The organism is Microbispora sp. H10885, from assembly GCF_014161415.1.
In the GTDB taxonomy this organism is placed as follows: domain Bacteria; phylum Actinomycetota; class Actinomycetes; order Streptosporangiales; family Streptosporangiaceae; genus Microbispora; species Microbispora triticiradicis.
The window spans coordinates 188,932-205,571 of sequence record NZ_JABBWY010000007.1 but is presented as its reverse complement, the minus strand read 5'-3'; the positions used below and the strand labels follow the sequence as shown (position 1 = coordinate 205,571).

At 72.7% G+C, this 16,640-nt stretch carries 12 protein-coding genes; 4 read left to right on the top strand and 8 right to left on the bottom strand.

Going from position 1 to position 16,640, the window contains the following annotated elements:
- Positions 1–123: 123 nt before the first annotated feature.
- The 4 genes from HHX37_RS19955 to HHX37_RS37815 all read left to right on the top strand — a co-directional run bounded on the left by HHX37_RS19955 (position 124) and on the right by HHX37_RS37815 (position 6,076).
- Positions 124–822 carry an RNA polymerase sigma factor gene (locus tag HHX37_RS19955; protein WP_310740451.1) on the top strand — a complete coding sequence of 233 codons (699 nt, stop codon included), beginning with the start codon at positions 124–126 and terminating at the stop codon, positions 820–822.
- A gap of 2 nt (positions 823–824) precedes the next feature.
- Positions 825–1,847 (top strand): CU044_5270 family protein, encoded by a 1,023-nt coding sequence (locus HHX37_RS19950; protein ID WP_182886361.1) that lies wholly within the window; start codon positions 825–827, stop codon positions 1,845–1,847.
- Between the two features lie 99 nt (positions 1,848–1,946).
- A complete protein-coding gene (locus tag HHX37_RS19945) occupies positions 1,947–3,335 on the top strand; it encodes an SWIM zinc finger family protein (protein ID WP_182886360.1) in 1,389 nt (462 codons plus the stop codon).
- The gene (locus tag HHX37_RS37815) at positions 3,332–6,076 is read left to right on the top strand and encodes a DUF6493 family protein (protein ID WP_182886359.1); all 2,745 of its coding nucleotides are present in this window, start codon (positions 3,332–3,334) and stop codon (positions 6,074–6,076) included. The genes HHX37_RS19945 and HHX37_RS37815 overlap by 4 nt, the downstream gene beginning before the upstream one ends.
- Before the next feature lie 49 nt (positions 6,077–6,125).
- Here HHX37_RS37815 and HHX37_RS19935 read toward each other — a convergent pair whose 3' ends face one another.
- The 8 genes from HHX37_RS19935 to dapF form a co-directional block, all read right to left on the bottom strand.
- A complete protein-coding gene (locus HHX37_RS19935) occupies positions 6,126–6,845 on the bottom strand; it encodes an HNH endonuclease family protein (protein WP_182886358.1) in 720 nt (239 codons plus the stop codon).
- 205 nt (positions 6,846–7,050) lie between these two features.
- Positions 7,051–8,010: an ABC transporter substrate-binding protein gene (locus HHX37_RS19930; protein ID WP_220502985.1), complete on the bottom strand. Its 960-nt coding sequence runs from the start codon at positions 8,008–8,010 to the stop codon at positions 7,051–7,053.
- Between the two features lie 176 nt (positions 8,011–8,186).
- Positions 8,187–9,167: an ABC transporter substrate-binding protein gene (locus HHX37_RS19925; protein WP_182879339.1), complete on the bottom strand. Its 981-nt coding sequence runs from the start codon at positions 9,165–9,167 to the stop codon at positions 8,187–8,189.
- The gene (locus HHX37_RS19920; RefSeq protein WP_182886356.1) at positions 9,164–11,110 is read right to left on the bottom strand and encodes an ABC transporter permease; all 1,947 of its coding nucleotides are present in this window, start codon (positions 11,108–11,110) and stop codon (positions 9,164–9,166) included. The genes HHX37_RS19925 and HHX37_RS19920 overlap by 4 nt, the downstream gene beginning before the upstream one ends.
- Positions 11,111–11,112: 2 nt before the next feature.
- Positions 11,113–12,174 (bottom strand): glycine betaine/L-proline ABC transporter ATP-binding protein, encoded by a 1,062-nt coding sequence (locus HHX37_RS19915; protein WP_310740450.1) that lies wholly within the window; start codon positions 12,172–12,174, stop codon positions 11,113–11,115.
- A gap of 410 nt (positions 12,175–12,584) precedes the next feature.
- The gene (locus HHX37_RS19910) at positions 12,585–14,900 is read right to left on the bottom strand and encodes a tetratricopeptide repeat protein (RefSeq protein WP_259406598.1); all 2,316 of its coding nucleotides are present in this window, start codon (positions 14,898–14,900) and stop codon (positions 12,585–12,587) included.
- An 87-nt stretch (positions 14,901–14,987) separates the two neighbouring features.
- Positions 14,988–15,755, bottom strand: a complete 768-nt coding sequence (locus HHX37_RS19905; RefSeq protein WP_138461401.1) for an SCO6745 family protein — start codon at positions 15,753–15,755, stop codon at positions 14,988–14,990.
- A 72-nt stretch (positions 15,756–15,827) separates the two neighbouring features.
- Complete coding sequence (gene dapF, locus HHX37_RS19900) at positions 15,828–16,640, bottom strand: diaminopimelate epimerase (RefSeq protein ID WP_138461402.1); 813 nt, start codon at positions 16,638–16,640, stop codon at positions 15,828–15,830.

Genomic DNA, 16,640 nt, shown 5'->3' with positions numbered 1-16,640 from the left:
TTGCACATCGGCTCGGACATCGGCTCCGAGAACCACGGAACCGGCCAGGGCCGTCCGGCGGAGTAGGGGTGAAGGGCGCGACGGCGCCCGTGGAAGGAAATCCCCTATGAACGGATACAACGGGTGGTGAGGACGGTCCCCGGCGGCACCCGCCTCCCCTCGGCCGCGGCGGATCCCCGGCCCGGCGACGACGAGGCGAAAGACAGCGGGCCGGAGCACGCCCCGGCGACGTGTCCCGGCGTGAACGGCGACGAGCCGGACGACGGCGAGCCGAGCGACGCCCGGCTGATCGAGGCGTCGCTGCGCGCGCCCGAGCGGTTCGCCGGCGTCTTCGACCGGCACGCGGACGAGATCCACGCCTACGCCGGCCGCCGTCTCGGCCCCGAGCACGCCGACGACGTGACCGCGGAGACGTTCTTCGTGGCGTTCCGGAAGCGGCACCGCTACGACACGTCCCGCCCGGACGCCCGGCCCTGGTTGTACGGCATCGCGGGCAACCTCATCTCCGGGCACCGCCGGGCGGAGGTCCGCCGTCTGCGGGCACTGGCCCGCGCCCCGCACGACGCCGGCGAACGCGGCGCCCACGAGGAGGAGCGCGGAGCGGAGCGGGCGAGCGCCGCCGCGCTGCGGCCCGCGCTCGCGGCCGCCCTGGCGCGGCTGTCGTCCGCCGAGCGCGACCTGCTCCTGCTGGTCGCGTGGGCGGACCTCTCCTACGAGGAGGCGGCCGAGGCGCTGCGGATCCCCATCGGCACGGTGCGCTCGCGCCTGCACCGCGTACGCGCGAAGCTGCGCCGCCATCTCGATCTTCCCCAGGAGGACTGACCATGATCGACGAGATCGACCTGGTGGCCCGTGAGCGGCCGCAGACGCCCCCCTACTCCCTGGCCGCCAAGGCGGCCGTACGGCGGCGGTTGACCGGCCCGGGCAGGCCGCCGGTCCGCCCGCGCCCGTACGCGCTCCTGGCGGGCGGGGCCGCGCTGCTCGCCGGGGCTGGCGTCGTCGCCGTCGCCGCCACCGGGCCCGGCCGGCCCGCGCCCCCGACCCGGTCCGGCGAGGTGGTCGTGACCCTGCCGAAGCTGTCGGCCATGTCGGCGGAGGAGGTGCTGGGCAGGGCGGCCCGCGCCGTGACCGACCTGTCCCCGCGCGACGACCAGTTCGTCAAGGTCGGCTCGCAGACGATGTACGAAGCCTCCATAGTCGGCGAGAACGAGAAGGAGTCCCGCTACCTCTACCGGACGAAGCGGACGATCTGGCTGTCCGCCGACGGCACCAGGGACGGCGCGCTCAAGGTCGAATATCTGGAGCCCCGCGCCTATCCGGGGTGGCCGATCCCCCCGGAGGCGTACAAGGAGAAGGGCACGGAGTGGCTGGGGCTCCCGGCCTGCGGCAAGGTGAGCGACACCGCCTACACCATGTTGCAGAAGCTGCCCTCGGACCCGGAGAAGATGCGGGCCCACCTGTACGCCCGGCCGCACGGCGACCTCCCGTCCGACGCGGGGGCGTGGACGGCCGTGGGCGACCTGCTGCGGGAGACGTACGTGCCGGCGCCGCAGCGGGCGGCGCTGTTCAAGGCCGCCGCGACGATCCCCGGGGTCACGGTCAGCGAGGACGTGGAGGACGCTGCGGGCCGGACCGGCATCGGCGTCGGCCGGGTCTCCCGCGGCGTGCGCGAGGAGGTCATCTTCGACCCGGCCACGTACGAACTGCTCGGCGAGCGCGGCGTCGTGGTGGACGCGCAGGAGGCCAGGGCGCCCGTGGGCAGCCTGGTGGCCTCCACCGCCCAGCTGGAGGTCACGGTCGACGACACCGCGCCCGAGGTGAAGGACCCCCGCGGCGGCTGCCTCTGATCCCCCGCCCGTGGAGCCCGCCGGGCGTACGGCGGGCTCCGTGGCCTTCTTGGGCTCCGCGGGCGCGAATTGTCGGTGGTGATCTCTAGCCTCCGGCACATGACAAACGCGACGCAGGCGTACAGCTACGCCGCGCCTTCGATGCTGGTGGACGGACGTCTCGGGCTGTCGACGTCCGGCGGCAGGGCCCTGAGCGGCCCGGCCGTCGCGCCCAGGTTCTTCAGCGGGGTGGTGACCCAGGCGGCGCCCGCGGCGGCGGCCCTGCTGGGCGTGGCCGACGTGGCTCTCACTCGCTATCACCAGCCGCGTCCGGGATGGACGCGCGACCCGGTCGTCACGTGCGGCGGCGACCGGCTGCGCTTCGAGTCGTTCTCCGCCTGCGGCGGCGTGTACGCCCGGCTCGACCTGCTGGGCGGCGCCCTCGACGGCGAGGTGTTCGACCGGGGGACGACCAACGTCGACGTCAACGGCCCGCTGCGGGAGGCGCTGGCCCGGGTGGGCGCGCGCGACCCGCTGCACCTCGGGGTCGGCGCCGACGAGCTCACCGTGACCACGCTCGACGGCGCGGTGGTGGAGAAGAAGGTGCCGCTGCCGGAGCGGTGGCTGCGGGGCTTCGCCGAGGTGCAGGTGATCGCGGCGCGCATGGACCTGCGGGCCGAACTCCACGGGATGAGCGCGGTGCGGTTCCTGCGGTCCCTGCCCAAGCGGGCGGCGGCCGACCTGTGGGTCGCTCCCGCGGGCCGCGACCTGCGGGTCACCGACCGGCCCGGCCCGGGAGCGGTGTGCCTGTCCGGCGTCGGCCGCCTGGCGACGCTGCTGCCCCTGCTCCGCTTCGTCAGAAGCCTCAAGGTCTACGGCCCGGCCGCGCCCGGCGGCCCGGCGTCGAGCGCGTGGGAGCTGGAGCTGCCCGGAATGCGTTACACGCTGGTCCTGTCTCCGGAGCGCTGGCGCGGCTTCTCCGGCGAGGGCGCGGTGCTGGCCGACCTCGCCACCGACGAGGCCGAGGCCGACGCCGACGTGGTGGGCATGCTGCTCAACTTCGAACCCGAGGTGGAGATCGGCCTGCTCGCCGACCGCGCCGGGCTGTCCACCACGCGCGTGCGGGCCGCCCTCACCCAGCTCGGCACGGCCGGGCGGGTCGGCTACGACCTGAACGAGGCAGCGCACTTCCACCGCGAACTGCCCTACGACAGGGAGCACGTGCAGCACCTCAACCCGCGGCTGACGTCCGCGCGGGCGCTGGCCGAGGCCGGCGCCGTGGAGATCGCGGGCGACACGGCGCGCGTACGGACCGACGGCGGGGTGCGGGAGGTCGGCCTGACCGACGGCTCGTGCACCTGCCCCTGGTGGTGGGACCACCGCGGCTCACGCGGGCCGTGCAAGCACGTGCTCGCGGCCAGGATCGTCGCGAGGACCACGCCTGCGCCGACCGGCGTGGAGGCCGGTGTGGGGACCGGCGCCGAGACCGGCGTGGAGACGGCCCGATGAGCGCCTGGCAGGAGGTGCGCGACCTCGTCGCCGCGCATGAGACGAAGACGCTGGCCGACCGTGTGATCGCGCTCACCGAGGCCGAGCGCGCCGAGGTGGCGAGGCGGTTACCGGGCCTCCTCAAGGAGATGCGGGACGCCGCCACGCGGATGACCCATGGGAGCCGGGGGGTTCACGACCTCGACGAGGACTGGTGGACCGCCTGGGAGCGCCGCCGGACCGTGCGGGGCGCCCTCGCCGAGCTGGGCGCGCCGCTGCGGATCGCCGGTGCGGGGACGATCTCCGGGCCCGCCGCCGCGGCGGCCTGGCTGACCCGCCGCGAGCTCTACCCGGAGTGGGGGCCGGCCCCGGACCCGGCCGAGGTGGTCCGCGTGCTGGTCACCCGTCCGGCCGGCTGGCAGGCCGACGTGGCGGCCCGGCTCGCCGGGAAGATCCGCCGGGCGGACGACGTGCGGACCGCCCCGCTGGTGCTCGCGCTGCTGCGGGCCTCAGGCGTGACGCCGCCCGCGCACGACCCGCTCGTGGTCGCGTGGCTGACCGGCCCGGCGGCGGACGACGATCCGCTGCTCGGCCCGCTGTTGCCGCTGGTCTTCGAGGCCGAGGGCGCGGGCCGCGTGCTGCGCGAGGAACGGCTCACGCCGTCGCCCACGCCCTGGCTCGCCCTGATCGGGCGGCTCCTGCGTACCGGACGCGTGTCGCGGGCGGAGCTCCTGGACGGCTGCGTGAGCCGGTTCCTGCGCGGCGGCGACGCCGCGGACCTGCGCTTCTTCGTGCGCCTGCACGAACTGGTCGAACCGGCGCCGCAGGAGGCGGCCGGACGGGTCCGGGACTATCTGCGGCTGCTCCCCGCCGCCCCCGGCCCGGTCGCCGAGCTGGCCCTGAGCCAGGTCGACCGCACCGGCCCCCACGACGACGCCGACGTCCAGGAGGCGATCGAGGCGCTGACCTTCAGGCCCGAGGCCAAGCTGGCCCGCGCCGGCCTGAGCCGGCTGGACCAGGAGGTGCGGCGGAGGCCCACCCGCGCCGGCGAACTGGCTCCCGCGCTCGTCACGGCGTTGGCGCACACTTCCGACGACGTACGGCGGCGAGCCGTCCGGATCGCGCTCAGACACGCCGCCGCGTTCCGCGCGGAGGCGAAGTCGATCGCCGACGCGGTACCGCTGCTGCCCGCCGATCTCGGCCGGGAACTGGCCGCGGTGTTCGGGGGCGACGTCACGGCCGAGGGGACGCCGGAGCCGTTCACTCCCGCTCCGCTGCCCGTCCTCCCCGAGCCCGGCCCGTTCCCCGCACCGTCGGTGGATCAGACCACGTGGGATCTCCGCGGGTGGGTGGCGCGCGAGCAGTGGCTCGCCGGCTTCGTCGAGCGGGCGGGCAGGGACCGCGCGGCCCTGCGCGCGGCGCTCACCCCGGTCTTCCAGGACTTCTCTCCCCACCTGTACGACATGGAGAGCTGGCTCGATCCGGACGCCTGGATCGCCGCCCTGGCGAGGGAGGTGATCGCTCCCGGTACCGATCCCGGCGTGCCCGATCCCGAACCCGCCGGGCTGGGGCTCCTTGTGGGCATCACGTACTCGGCCCTCCGGCGGCTGTTCGGCGAGCCGGAGAGACCGGACCCCGCGGTGGACCTCCGCCGGCGGAGCCGGCTGCCGGAACCCGCGCACGTCTCCCCGCCGCACCTGTTCCTGCTGCACCGGCTCGACGAGATCTACCGGGCGCTGAGAGAAGGGACGCTGCCACCCGTCCTGCTCGCGACGCCGACGGTGATGACCGGGCACCTGGACCCCCGCGTGCTGGTGGACCGGCTGGAGCTGTGCGCCGCCGCGGGCGTGGAACCGCTGCCGGCGGACCTGCAGCAGGCGCTGCTGCGGCTGCCGAGGGGAACCCATCCCTTCGCCGCCGAACGCGCCGCGCACGTGCGATCGCAGGCGGCCCCGGCCGTCGCCGCCTGGCTCGCCCAGGGCGGCCTGCCCGATCCCGAGGCGGGGCTGAAGTGGGGCTACGTCGAGAACGCGCACGAGTACCTGTTCGAGGAGCGCGACCCGGGACACGTCGAGCAGGTGCGGCTGGTGCCGGTGCTGCGAGCGGAGCCGACCGGGCACCACCTCATCGACGAACTGCTGCGCGAGCCGTCGAAGTGGCGCTGGGACGATCACGGCCACGTCATGGCCTCGTGGCCGTCGATCCTCCCGTCGCATCGCGAGGTCGTCTCCGTCAACTTTCTGCCCCACCTGCTCCACCAGTGGAACTACCCGGGGGTGTATCCCGCGTACCTGGAGGCGGTGGCGGACGCGGACGGCCCGCTCGGGGAGGCGACCGCGCTCATCATGGCCTACTTCCTGGCCGAGCGCCGCCCGGACCCGGTTCCGGTGCTGCTGCGGATGACGAGCCGGGGAGACCTGCCCGCCGAGGCGGTCGGCCGTCAGCTGGCGCTGCTGCTCCGCCGCACCTGGTTCGAGACCCGGCCGGTGCTGGCGTCCCTGCGGGAGGCCGCGCATCAGGGAGCGCACGAGCAGGTGTGGGAGATCCTGCGGGCCCTGCTGCCGGATCTGCTGCCCTCTGCCGGAGAGCGGCCGAACGTCACCCAGACCGAGGCGGTGGCGCTCGCCGCCGACGTGGCGGCCTGGGTGGGCGCCCGCGGCGAGATACCGGCCGTTTCGGCGCACGCCCCCACGGGCCGGCCGAGCCGCCGAAGCCGCTTCGCCCGCGAATGCGCCCGCCTGCGCGACCAGCTCGCAGGATGACACGCGGCAGCGCCGGCCGGGAAGGGTGTCTACCGGTGAGCCTGGCGGGTCACTTGCACTGTTCGAGCATCGCGTCCTTGTCGGCGGAGGTCACCGGCAGGTCGTACTTGAGGGCGACCTGGGCGAACCGCACGGCGTAGGAGCAGCGGATGTCGCGGCGGGGCGGCAGCCAGGTGGCCGGGCCGGAGTCGCCCTTGGAGCTGTTGGTGGAGCCGTCCACGGGCATGAGGTTGAGCGGGTCGTTGGCGATCTGCTTGCGCTTGCTCTCGCTCCACCGCGACGCGCCCATCTGCCAGTCGTACGACAAGGGCATGACGTGGTCGATCTGGACCTTCGCGGCGTCCGACTTGCTCCAGTCGATCTTCTTGCCGGTGTACGGGTCGTACAGCTTCATGGTGACGATGACGCAGTTCGACCCGCCGCGGTACTCGACGCCGTCGCCGTCCCGCTTGAGCATGTCGTTGCGGGTGTCGCAGCCGTTGCGCCCCCAGGGGATGCCGTCCACGTTGTCGGCCCAGGCGTAGCCGAACTTGTCCCGGTCGTAGCCGGTCTTCGCGCCACGGCCCTTCGTCGCCACCTTGTCGATGAGGTCACGGGCCTTCGCCCGGTCCTTGTCCTCGGTGAGGGCCTTCAGCCCGGGGCCGGTGCCGTCGGGGTTGTCGAGCGGGTTGACGCCGTGATCCTCGCCAGAGCCGCTGCTCCCGCCGCCGCTCTGACCCGCGGGCTCCGCGGCGAGATCGCCTATCCGCCCGCATCCCGTCAGCAACATCACAGCCGCCGCGGCAGCGGCGGTCAATCGGGTACCTCGCCCGCTCAAAGCTACCCCTAGGTAGAGAAATATCTGGAATATCCCCCTAGATATAGCAAAGCGTAAAAAGTTGGCAAAGGAGGCGCGCCTGGAGATCTACGAAGGAAGGGCGCGGAACGACAAAGGGCGTGGCATGGTGCCACGCCCTTCGCTCAGGTTCTGGGAATCAGACGGGGATCCAGTCCTGCCAGACGATCTTGTTGGCCTCGACCCACTTCCGGGCGGCGTTCTCGGCGCTCATCTTGTTCTCGGCCATGTCGAACGCGACGGCGTTCTGGTCGTCGTTGGTCCAGACGAAGTTCTTGATCAGTTCGTACGCCTTGCCGCCGTTCCTGGCGAACTTCACGCTCACGATCTTGTCCAGCAGGTACGGCGGGTAGTCGCACTTGACCGTCTTGGGGTCGGCGTCACACCCGATCGCGTACGGAGGAAGGCTGATCTTGACGAGCTTGAGCTGGTTGAACAGCCACTGGGGCTCGTAGAAGTACATGAGCAGCGGGGTCTCGTTCTCGGTGGCCTTGCGGGCCGCCGCGATCAACGCGTCCTCGCTGCCGGAGTAGACCACCTTGTACGGCAGGTGCAGGTTCCTGATCAGCGCCTCGTCGTTGGTCACGAAGGACTTGTCACCGGCCAGGTACTGCCCCAGGCCGCCGCTCTTGTCGGTCTTGAACAGGTCCTTGTACTTGACCAGGTTGTGCCAGTCAGTGATGTCCGGATACTTCTTGACCATCCACTCGGGGACATACCACCCGAGGACGCCCTTGTTGCCGTTCTCCCCCGCGGTGACGGCGACCTTCTTCTGCTCGATGAACTCCTTCTTCAGCTCCGGGTGGGCCCAGTTCTCCAGGACCACGTCGACCGTGCCCTTCTCGAAGCCCTTCCAGGAGTCCGCCTCGCCGCTCTCGATCTTCTCCACCTTGTAACCGAGCTCGTGCTCCAGCAGGTAGGCGACCACCGCCGCGCTGGCCTCGTAGCCGATCCAGGGGTTGATCGCTATCTTCACCGTCTTCGCGCCGCCCGCCGCTCCCGCTCCGGCGGCGTCCGAACTCCCACTCGGGCTCCCGCCGCTGCAGGCGGTCATGACCAGCGCGAGCGACAGCACGCCGGTAAGGAGACGGATCCTCATATCTGACCTCATCTGATGTCGTACGGGCGGCGACCGCGAGCGGTGAGGCCGCGGCGACACCGGGAGAGTATTCCACAACGGGCGGGATGGGCCGCGATCTCCGCGGATCGCGGCCGGGAAGGGCTCCCCGCGCCCCGTACGGACGGGGCGCGGGAGGCGACCCTCAGGTGCTCAGGTCACTTGGGCATCCAGGCCTGCCACTTGGCCGTGTTGGCCTCGACCCACTTCTTGGCCGCGTCCTCGGCGGACATGCCGTTGTTGGTCATGTCGTCGGCGACCGCGTTCTGGTCGTCGTTCGTCCACTGGAAGTTCTTGACGAGGTCGTACGCCTTGCCGCCGGTGTCGGCGAACTTCTTGCTCACGATCTTGTCCAGGTCGTACGGCGGGTAGTCGCAGGCGACCTTCTTGGGGTCGCTGTCGCAGCCCTCCTCCCAGGCCGGGAGGTTGATCTTGACCAGCTTGACCTGGTTGAACAGCCACTGCGGCTCGTAGAAGTACATGAGCAGGGGCTTCTTCTGGTCGGTCGCCTGCTTGGCGGCCTTGATCAGCGCGGCCTCGCTGCCGGCGTACACGACCTTGTAGTCGAGCTTGAGGTTCTTGACCAGCGCCTCGTCGTTGGTGACGTAGGAGGGGTCGCCGTCGAGAAGCTGGCCCTTGCCGCCCGACTCCGAGGTCTTGAACAGGTCGGCGTACTTGTTCAGGTTCTTGTAGTCGGTGATGTCGGGGTACTTCTGCGCCATCCACTCGGGCACGTACCAGCCGATGACGCCCTTGTTGCCGGTGCTGCCCGCCTCGACGGCGACCTTCTTCTCCTCGATGTACTTCTTCTTGAGGTCGTCGTGACCCCAGTTCTCGATGACGACGTCGACGTCACCCGACTCCATGCCCTGCCAGGACGGCTCCTCGGCGAGCGTCACCTTCTCGACCTTGTAGCCGAGCTCGTGCTCCAGCAGGTACGACACCACGGCGGCGTCGGCCTCGTAGCCCACCCAGGGGTTCACAGCGATCTTGACGGTGCCCGCCGCGGACGCGGCCGCCGAGCCCGCCGCGCTCGCGCTCGGGGCGGCTTTCGAGTCGTCCTCTACCTTGGCGCCTCCGCAGGCGGTCGCGGCGAGGCCGAGAGCGATGACCCCTGCGATCAGGCGTAGCTTCTTCATGCGTTCCTCTTCTTGTGGGGAGAGCGGCGCCCGTTGGCGCCTTGCGTGATCCGGTCGAGCATCACGCCGAGGAGGACCAGGGCGACGCCGGCGGCGAAGCCTTTGCCGTAGTCCTCCTGCTGGGCGATTCCGGCCACGACGTCGTATCCGAGGGCGCCCGCGCCGACGAGCGCACCGATCACCACCATCGCCAGCGTCATGACGATGCCCTGGTTCGCCGCGAGCAGCAGCGAGCTGCGCGCCATCGGCAGCTGGACCTTCCACAGCAGCTGCCGGTCGGTGGAGCCCGCCGACCTGGCCGCCTCGATCACGGTGGCGGGCACCGCCCGCAGGCCGTCCTCGACGAGGCGGGCGACCACCGGCACCGCGTAGATGAGCGAGGCCACGATCGCGGTGAAGCGGCCGTTACTGAACAGCGCCACGGCCGGCAGCAGGTAGGAGAACGACGGCATCGTCTGCGCGGCGTCCAGGACGGGGCGCAGCCCGGCGGCGAACCACCGGGACCTCGCCGCCGCCACGCCGAGCGCGAGCCCCACCGCGATCGTGATCAGCGAGGCGACCAGCACGATCGTCAGCGTCTCCATGCCGTGCTCCCACAGGTGCAGCGCGGCGACACCCACCAGGCAGGCCGCGGCGACCAGGCCGGCCGCGGGACCGCTCACCCGCCAGGCGAACCCCAGCACCGCCACCGTGACCAGCCACCAGGGAGCGCTGGTCAGCACGTCCTGCAGCGGGTTGAGCAGTCCGTACGCCACCGTGTCGTTGAGGAAGCCGGTGAAGACGTACCAGTGCGCCTCGATCCAGTCGACCACGTCGTTGATGGGCCGGACGACCTGCACCTGCCACTGCTCGGGGAACTCCGGCGCGAGCACCGGGGTCAGGGCGATCCCGGCGGCGGTCAGGACGGCGAGGCCGCCCCAGCGGACCGCCCTCGCCCGGCCCCCGCCCTCGCGCCGCCGCGCCGCCGCCCTGGTCACCCGGTCGAGCACGATGGCGATCAGCACGATGGCGACACCGGGCACCAGCGCGGCGCCCACGTTGACCCGCGCGAGCGCCCGGATCAGGTCGACGCCGAGCCCGGGCGCCGCGATCAGCGCGACGAGCGGCACCATCGACAGCGCGGCGGCGATCGTCTGGTTGACGCCCAGCATGATCGTGTTCAGCGCCAGCGGCAGGCGCACCTTCATGAGCGTCTGCCGGCCGGTGGCGCCGAGCGACTCCGACGCCTCCACCGTCACACCGGGCACCCGCTGGACGGCCAGCGCGGTGATCCTGATCGCCGGCGGCATCGCGTAGATCATCGTGGCGATCGTCGCGGACGCCGGACCGATGAGGAACAGCAGCAGGATCGGGGACAGGTAGGAGAAGGTCGGCATGATCTGCATCACGTCGAGCACCGGGGTGACGATCCGGCGGACGCGGGCCGAGCGGCCGGCCCAGATCCCCAGGGGGATGCCGATCAGCAGCGACAGCGACACCGCCGACAGCGTCAGCGCGAGCGTGTCGACGCTCGCCTTCCAGAAGCCGAGCACGCCGACGCCGGCGAAGCCCGCCGCCGCGACGAGCGCGATCCGCCACCCGCCGGCCAGCCCGCCGAGACCGGCGGCGAGACCGATGAGGCCGGGCCAGCCCAGCGCGACCAGCCCGCCCTGGACCAGCGTGTAGAGCTCCGCCACGCCCAGCCGGATGTAGTTGACGAGATACAGGAAGATCGGGCTGCTGTTGCGGTTGGCGTCCACCCAGTCACGGGCGTCGTTGAGCCAGTGGAACAGGGCGGCGTCGTCGTCGTGCGGCAGCACGGCCGTGCCGCGGAAGGCCGCGTAGAGCGCCACCACCGCGACCACTCCCGCCGCGGGGGCGGCCCATCGCACGAGGCGCCGGACCCGCGCCGGACCGGGCACGGGCGGCGCGGGGGGCGCCGCCGTCCGCACAGGTGCGCTCACCACTACGCCTCCCCGCTCACGCCCGCGGAGACCTGCGGGGCCTCGCTCCTGGGCCGCACCGCGCCGAGGATGTCGACCCGGCTCACCACGCCGACCAGCTCGCCGCCGTCGACGACGCGAATCGGCCGGTCCGACCCCATCGCGGCCGGAACCGCGTCGTGGATGACGGTGCCGGCGGGAAGCTCGGGACCGTCGAGCGGCTCGCCCGGCTCGGGGTCGCGGCAGATCCAGCGCAGCGACAGCACCTGGGCCCGGGGGACGTCCCGCACGAAGTCGGCCACGTAGTCGTCCGCGGGCGCCCCCACCAGTTCCTCGGGAGTGCCGACCTGCACGATCGCGCCGGCCCGCATGATGGCGATGCGCTCGCCCAGCTTCAGGGCCTCGGACAGGTCGTGGGTGATGAAGACCATGGTCTTGCCGACCTCGCGGTGCAGCCGGATGACCTCGGCCTGCATGTCGCGCCGGATCAGCGGGTCGAGCGCGCTGAACGGCTCGTCGAACAGCAGCACCTCCGGGTCGACGGCCAGCGCGCGGGCCAGGCCGACGCGCTGCTGCATGCCGCCGGAGAGCTGCTCGGGATAGGAGTCCTCGTGCCCCTCCAGCCCGACCAGCGACAGGATCCGGCCGGCCTTCTCGTGCCGCTCGGCCTTCCCCATGCCCTGGATCTCCAGGCCGTACGCGACGTTGTCCACGACCCTGCGGTGCGGCAGGAGGCCGAAGTGCTGGAAGACCATGCTCACCCGGTGGCGGCGCAGATCCCGCAGTTGCCTGGCCGACATGGCGCACACGTCCTGGCCGTCGATCCGCAGCTCGCCCGCCGTCGGCTCGATCAGCCGGGTGAGACAGCGTACGAGCGTCGACTTGCCGCTGCCCGACAGGCCCATGACGACGAAGACCTCACCCGGCCGCACCTGGAAGCTGACGTCCCTGACGGCGGCGGTGCAGCCCGTCTTCGCCCGCAGCTGCGCGGGTTCGAGATCGGCGTCGGGGCTGCCGATGATCCTGCCGGCCTTGGGACCGAAGATCTTCCAGAGCCCGCGAACCTCGATCGCGGCTGTGCCCACTGTGACTTCCCCTCACTTCGCGGTCGCCCGCGAGGCGGCGTGGACGCCCGGAAACGCCACAGCACGGCGCGGAGGCTGCCGCTCGCACGCCGTGGATGAAGAGCGGGGGGCCAACGACTCCTCAGGGCACACGCACAGGCGTTGCGCAACTCGCAACACGGATCCTGTTTGACAACAGGACTGAGGCTAGGCCCCAATCGCCCCACTTATGGGGAAAAATGCCTTCTGCTCGCCATATCGTGACCGTCCGGTGATCTTTACAATCACCGGTCGTTCCGGGCGGTGAAGACATGGCGGCACGCGGTGAGAACACGGCGGCACGGCGGAGGACCCGGCGGCGCGGGTGGAAGTGCCCGGACACACGACACGGCCGCGCCCACGAGGGCGCGGCCGTGCCGGTGAGCGGGATGTCAGAGGCCGTACTCCTTGGAGATCCGCTCGTGCCGCTCGGCCTCGATGCCGACCTCGCGGGCGAGGTCGAGCCAGGCCAGCGGGTGGGACCACTGCTCGGTGACGTCGTCCAGGACGGCGTCCAGATCCGCCGGCCGTACGGCGGGCGGGATCGCGATCCAGCCGAACACGCCGGGAAGCTGCTCGCCGCTGGCCGGGTGGGTGACGCGGTAGTTCTCGTCGCTGTAGACCCACATCGGCCAGCCGCGCTCGGCCAGGACCTCGTTGAACTCGGTCCACTCGTCCTCCGTCGGCGCGGCGCCGTCGAAGAACCAGCTCGTGTAGCCGCCGGGACGCAGCATCGTCACCCCGGCGAAGGGGATCACGAAGCTCTCCCGCTCCTCCTCGCCCTCCGGGATCGGCTCCAGCGGCCGGGGGTCGATCACGACCACGTCACCCGCGTTGTACTCCATGCCGCGCGGCTGCGGGATCGCGAGGCGGGCGGTGGCCGGGCCGGTCCGTACGGCGAGGACCTCCCGCTGGCTGCCGTCGGGGGCCGGGAGGATCACCCGGACGAGGTGCCACTCCTCCTCGATCGGGCCCTCGCCCGGCTCGATCGGCATGCCGAGCCCGGTCGCGGCGGCCCGTACGGTCGCCCAGTCCTCCACGGCGGTGGACATGACGATGACCCGCCAGACGTCCTCCTCCTCGGCCTCGCCCGTCTCCAGCAGCGGCTTGAGGATCTCGGCCGCCTTGGCGTTGTCGCCGAGCTGCTGGACGGCGCCCGACCACAGGCGGCGCGCCTCCAGCCCGCCGCCGTTGGCGACGGCCAGCTCCGCCTCGGCCGCCGTCTCCTCCCACCGCTCCCGCGCGCGGTGGAGCCGGGCGAGCGCGAGGTGGGAGGCGGTCTCCGGGAGCCGGGCCGCGAGGCTCTCCACCCGCTCGTCCTGATGGGCCTCGATCAGCAGGCCGGTGAGGTAGGCGAGGTCCTCCTCGCCCGCGGCGGCCGGGTCGCCGTCCTCGGCGACCGCCTTCCAGTAGATGTCGGCGCCCACCCCTGGGTAGCCGAGGAACCCGAGGGTGGTGGTGTGCCGGCGGGTGGCCTCCAGGTCGGTGCCCGACAGCGGCCACAGCCAGCCCACCCACCGCTCGGGGTCGGCCGTGCTGCCGTCGGCGGCGTCGAAGTAGGCCACCAGCTCGTCGCGGGGGCCGGGGGCCGGGGCCTCCGCGGCGGCGCCGGCCGCCGCGCGCAGCTCGGCCACCCGATCCGCCAGGCCCTCGGTCGCGCGGAGGCCGGCGAGGGCCGCCTCCGCCTCGTCCGCGAGCAGGCGGGCCTGCCACAGGCCCTGCCGCGCGACGGCCAGGTGCCCGGCGGTGAGAGCGAGCTCGAAGCGGGCGCGGTGGCCGCCCATCGTCTCGAAGTACGTCATCCACTGGCGCAGGATGCGGCCGAGCTGCCAGCTGTTGGCGATCGAGCCGCCGCCCGTGACCAGCATGCGGACGGTGTGCGCCCACTCGACCCACTCCCGCGGGTGGTCCCCCACCACGTCGAGGTCGGGCAGGGCCTCCACAGCCTCCTGCGTACGGCCGAGCGTGGCCAGCACCAGCGACCGGAGCAGGGCCTCACGGCGGCCCTTCGCGACCGGGTCGTCGGGCTTGAAGCCGGTCGAGGCGTCCAGCGCGGTCAGGGCGTCGCCGGGACGTCCGGCGGCGAGCAGCGCGCGCACGGAGGCGGCGCCCAGCTCCCAGCTCGCCTCGCGCCCGGCCCCGCGCAGCCGCTCGACGGCCGCCTCCGCGTACGTGACGCCCTCGGCCGCCTGACCGGCGTCGACGAGCGCCGCGACGTACTGCGTGACCAGGCCGGAGAAGGCGAGCGAGTCGGGGCCCACGCCGTCGAGGGCGGCGCCGAGCGAGCTCAGCCGGGTGGCGGCGTAGCCGGGACCGTCGGTGTTGGCCTGGGTGATGGCCAGGACCTCCACTCCGCCGGGGGCGGCGGGGCAGTCGCTGACGTCGCCCCGCTCCGCGAACTCCGCCAGCGAGGCGGCGTCGTCGAGCGCGACCCCGCCCATGGCGCGGTCGCCCACCCGCCCCAGCAGGTGCCAGTAGCGGGCGAAGAGCTCCAGCCACGGCTTCTCAAGGGACTCGGCGTGCTGCGTGATGGCCGGCGCCACGACGTCCAACTGGGCGAATCGGCCCTCGAGCGCCTGCGCGGGCACGTCGCCCAGCGCCATGGCGAGCCCCGTGTTGCCCGCCTCGTGCAGTTCACGCTGGGTGCCGCCGACCCAGGCCCAGATGTCCACGTCCATGGGCAGCCAGTCTGCCAGGTCGCCGACCATGACCCAAACAGCGCGCCGACCCGAACAGCACGCCGACCCGAACAACGCGGCGACCCGAGCAGCACGCCGCCGGGCTCGGCTTCCGCCTCAGCGGGTGAGAGCCACCTGGGAGGCCTCCCCGAGCAGCCCGGTGAGCTCGGCCAGCTCCGCGGGGCCGAGCACGGAGAAGGCGCGGGCGAGCAGGTCGTCGGTGAGCTCCTCCGCCCTGGCCCTGCGCTCGGCCGCCTCCGGCGAGGGCTCCGGGTACGGCCCGGGCCACCCGAGGAACCGGGCGAAGCCGGCCGTGCTGTCGTACGAGACGGGCGCCCCGACACCGTCCCCGCCGACGAGCGTGGCGTCCAGCGGGCCCACACCGCAGGTCACCACGGCCACCGCGTGCAGGGCGCCGCGCAGTTCCCGTACGACGTGGAGCAGGTGGGCCGTCAGCGCCGGCCCGCCGTCCGGGCGGGGCATGGCCCGCCACCCGGCGAACAGCGGGGCGCAGAAGGGGTCGGAGCGGTCCGCGACGACGGCGAGGAGCTCCGACAGCCGGTCGGCGTCCCGCAGCCCGGCGAGCCTGCGCCGCCCCCAGTCGTGGCAGGCGGAGGCGTAGAGCGCGGCGGCCTCCTCGGCCGGGAGCTTGCGCCCGCCCTCCCACGACTCGCGGACGTGTCCGGCGTGGAAGAAGACGACCGCGGCGACCACGACGTCCGCGTCCACCTCGCCGAGGACCCCGCACCTGCCCCGGAAGTACATCTCACGGCCGCCGAGGCCGTGCCGCTCGCACAGCGCCTTGACCTCTCGCGAGAGCATGAAGCCCCCGCCGAGACGCCCGATCGCCGCCTTCGTCCGCACCACCGCGTCACGCGGATCCATCCACCCTCCCAGGTTCGGATCTGAGACTCAGAGTGAAGGATCAGAACAACCTTCCGCAAGCGTCCGGAACGATCAGAGGGCGGCCGGCCACTCGCCCGAGGCGACGAGGACGGCGGGGCCGGCCAGGTGGCTCGTGTCCTCGGTGAGCGTGACGGTCACCGTGCCGCCGAGCACCCGGACCTCCCAGGTCCCGGTCGTCTCGCCGGCCGCGCGGGCGGCCGCGACGGCCGTCGCGACGGCGCCGGTGCCGCACGAGCGCGTCTCCCCCGACCCCCGCTCGTGCACGCGCATGGACACCGTACGGCCGCCCACGGCGTTGAAGAGCTCGACGTTGACGCCCTCCGGGTAGACCTCCCGGTCGAACTCGGGCTCCCGGCCGAGGTCGAGCCCCGACACCGGCTCCTCGACCAGGCACGCGAGGTGGGGGTTGCCCATGTTCACGTTGACGCCGCGATACTCGCGCCCGCCGACGACCGCGCGGCTCTCCCCCAGCACCCGGGGCCTGCCCATGTCGGTGGAGACGTCGCCCGACACGCCGAGCCGTACGCGCTTGACCCCTCCGCGGGTCGCGACGGCGAACTCGCCGGGCGCCGCGAGGCCCGCGTCCACCAGGTAGCGGGCGAAGACCCGGAGGCCGTTGCCGCACATCTCGGCGATGCTGCCGTCGGCGTTGCGGTAGTCCATGAACCACTCGGCCTCATCGGACTGCTCGGCCGCCTCCGGGCACAGCTTGGCGCGGACGACACGCAGCACGCCGTCCGCCCCGATGCCCGTACGCCGGTGGCACAGCGCCGCGACCTGCGGGGCGGTCAGGTCGAGCCGGGCGTCCGGGTCCGGCAGGATGACGAAGTCGTTCTCGGTGCCGTGTCCCTTCACAAACCGCAT

Bases quoted from the DNA above. Each gene is read 5' to 3' on its own strand.
- HHX37_RS19950 (WP_182886361.1), top strand. From the start codon at position 825: ATGATCGACGAGATCGACCTGGTGGCCCGTGAGCGGCCGCAGACGCCC.
- HHX37_RS37815 (WP_182886359.1), top strand. From the start codon at position 3,332: ATGAGCGCCTGGCAGGAGGTGCGCGACCTCGTCGCCGCGCATGAGACG.
- dapF (WP_138461402.1), bottom strand. From the start codon at position 16,640: ATGCGGTTTGTGAAGGGACACGGCACCGAGAACGACTTCGTCATCCTG.
- HHX37_RS19905 (WP_138461401.1), bottom strand. From the start codon at position 15,755: ATGGATCCGCGTGACGCGGTGGTGCGGACGAAGGCGGCGATCGGGCGT.
- HHX37_RS19945 (WP_182886360.1), top strand. From the start codon at position 1,947: ATGACAAACGCGACGCAGGCGTACAGCTACGCCGCGCCTTCGATGCTG.
- HHX37_RS19935 (WP_182886358.1), bottom strand. From the start codon at position 6,845: ATGTTGCTGACGGGATGCGGGCGGATAGGCGATCTCGCCGCGGAGCCC.
- HHX37_RS19930 (WP_220502985.1), bottom strand. From the start codon at position 8,010: ATGAGGATCCGTCTCCTTACCGGCGTGCTGTCGCTCGCGCTGGTCATG.
- HHX37_RS19910 (WP_259406598.1), bottom strand. From the start codon at position 14,900: ATGGTCGGCGACCTGGCAGACTGGCTGCCCATGGACGTGGACATCTGG.
- HHX37_RS19925 (WP_182879339.1), bottom strand. From the start codon at position 9,167: ATGAAGAAGCTACGCCTGATCGCAGGGGTCATCGCTCTCGGCCTCGCC.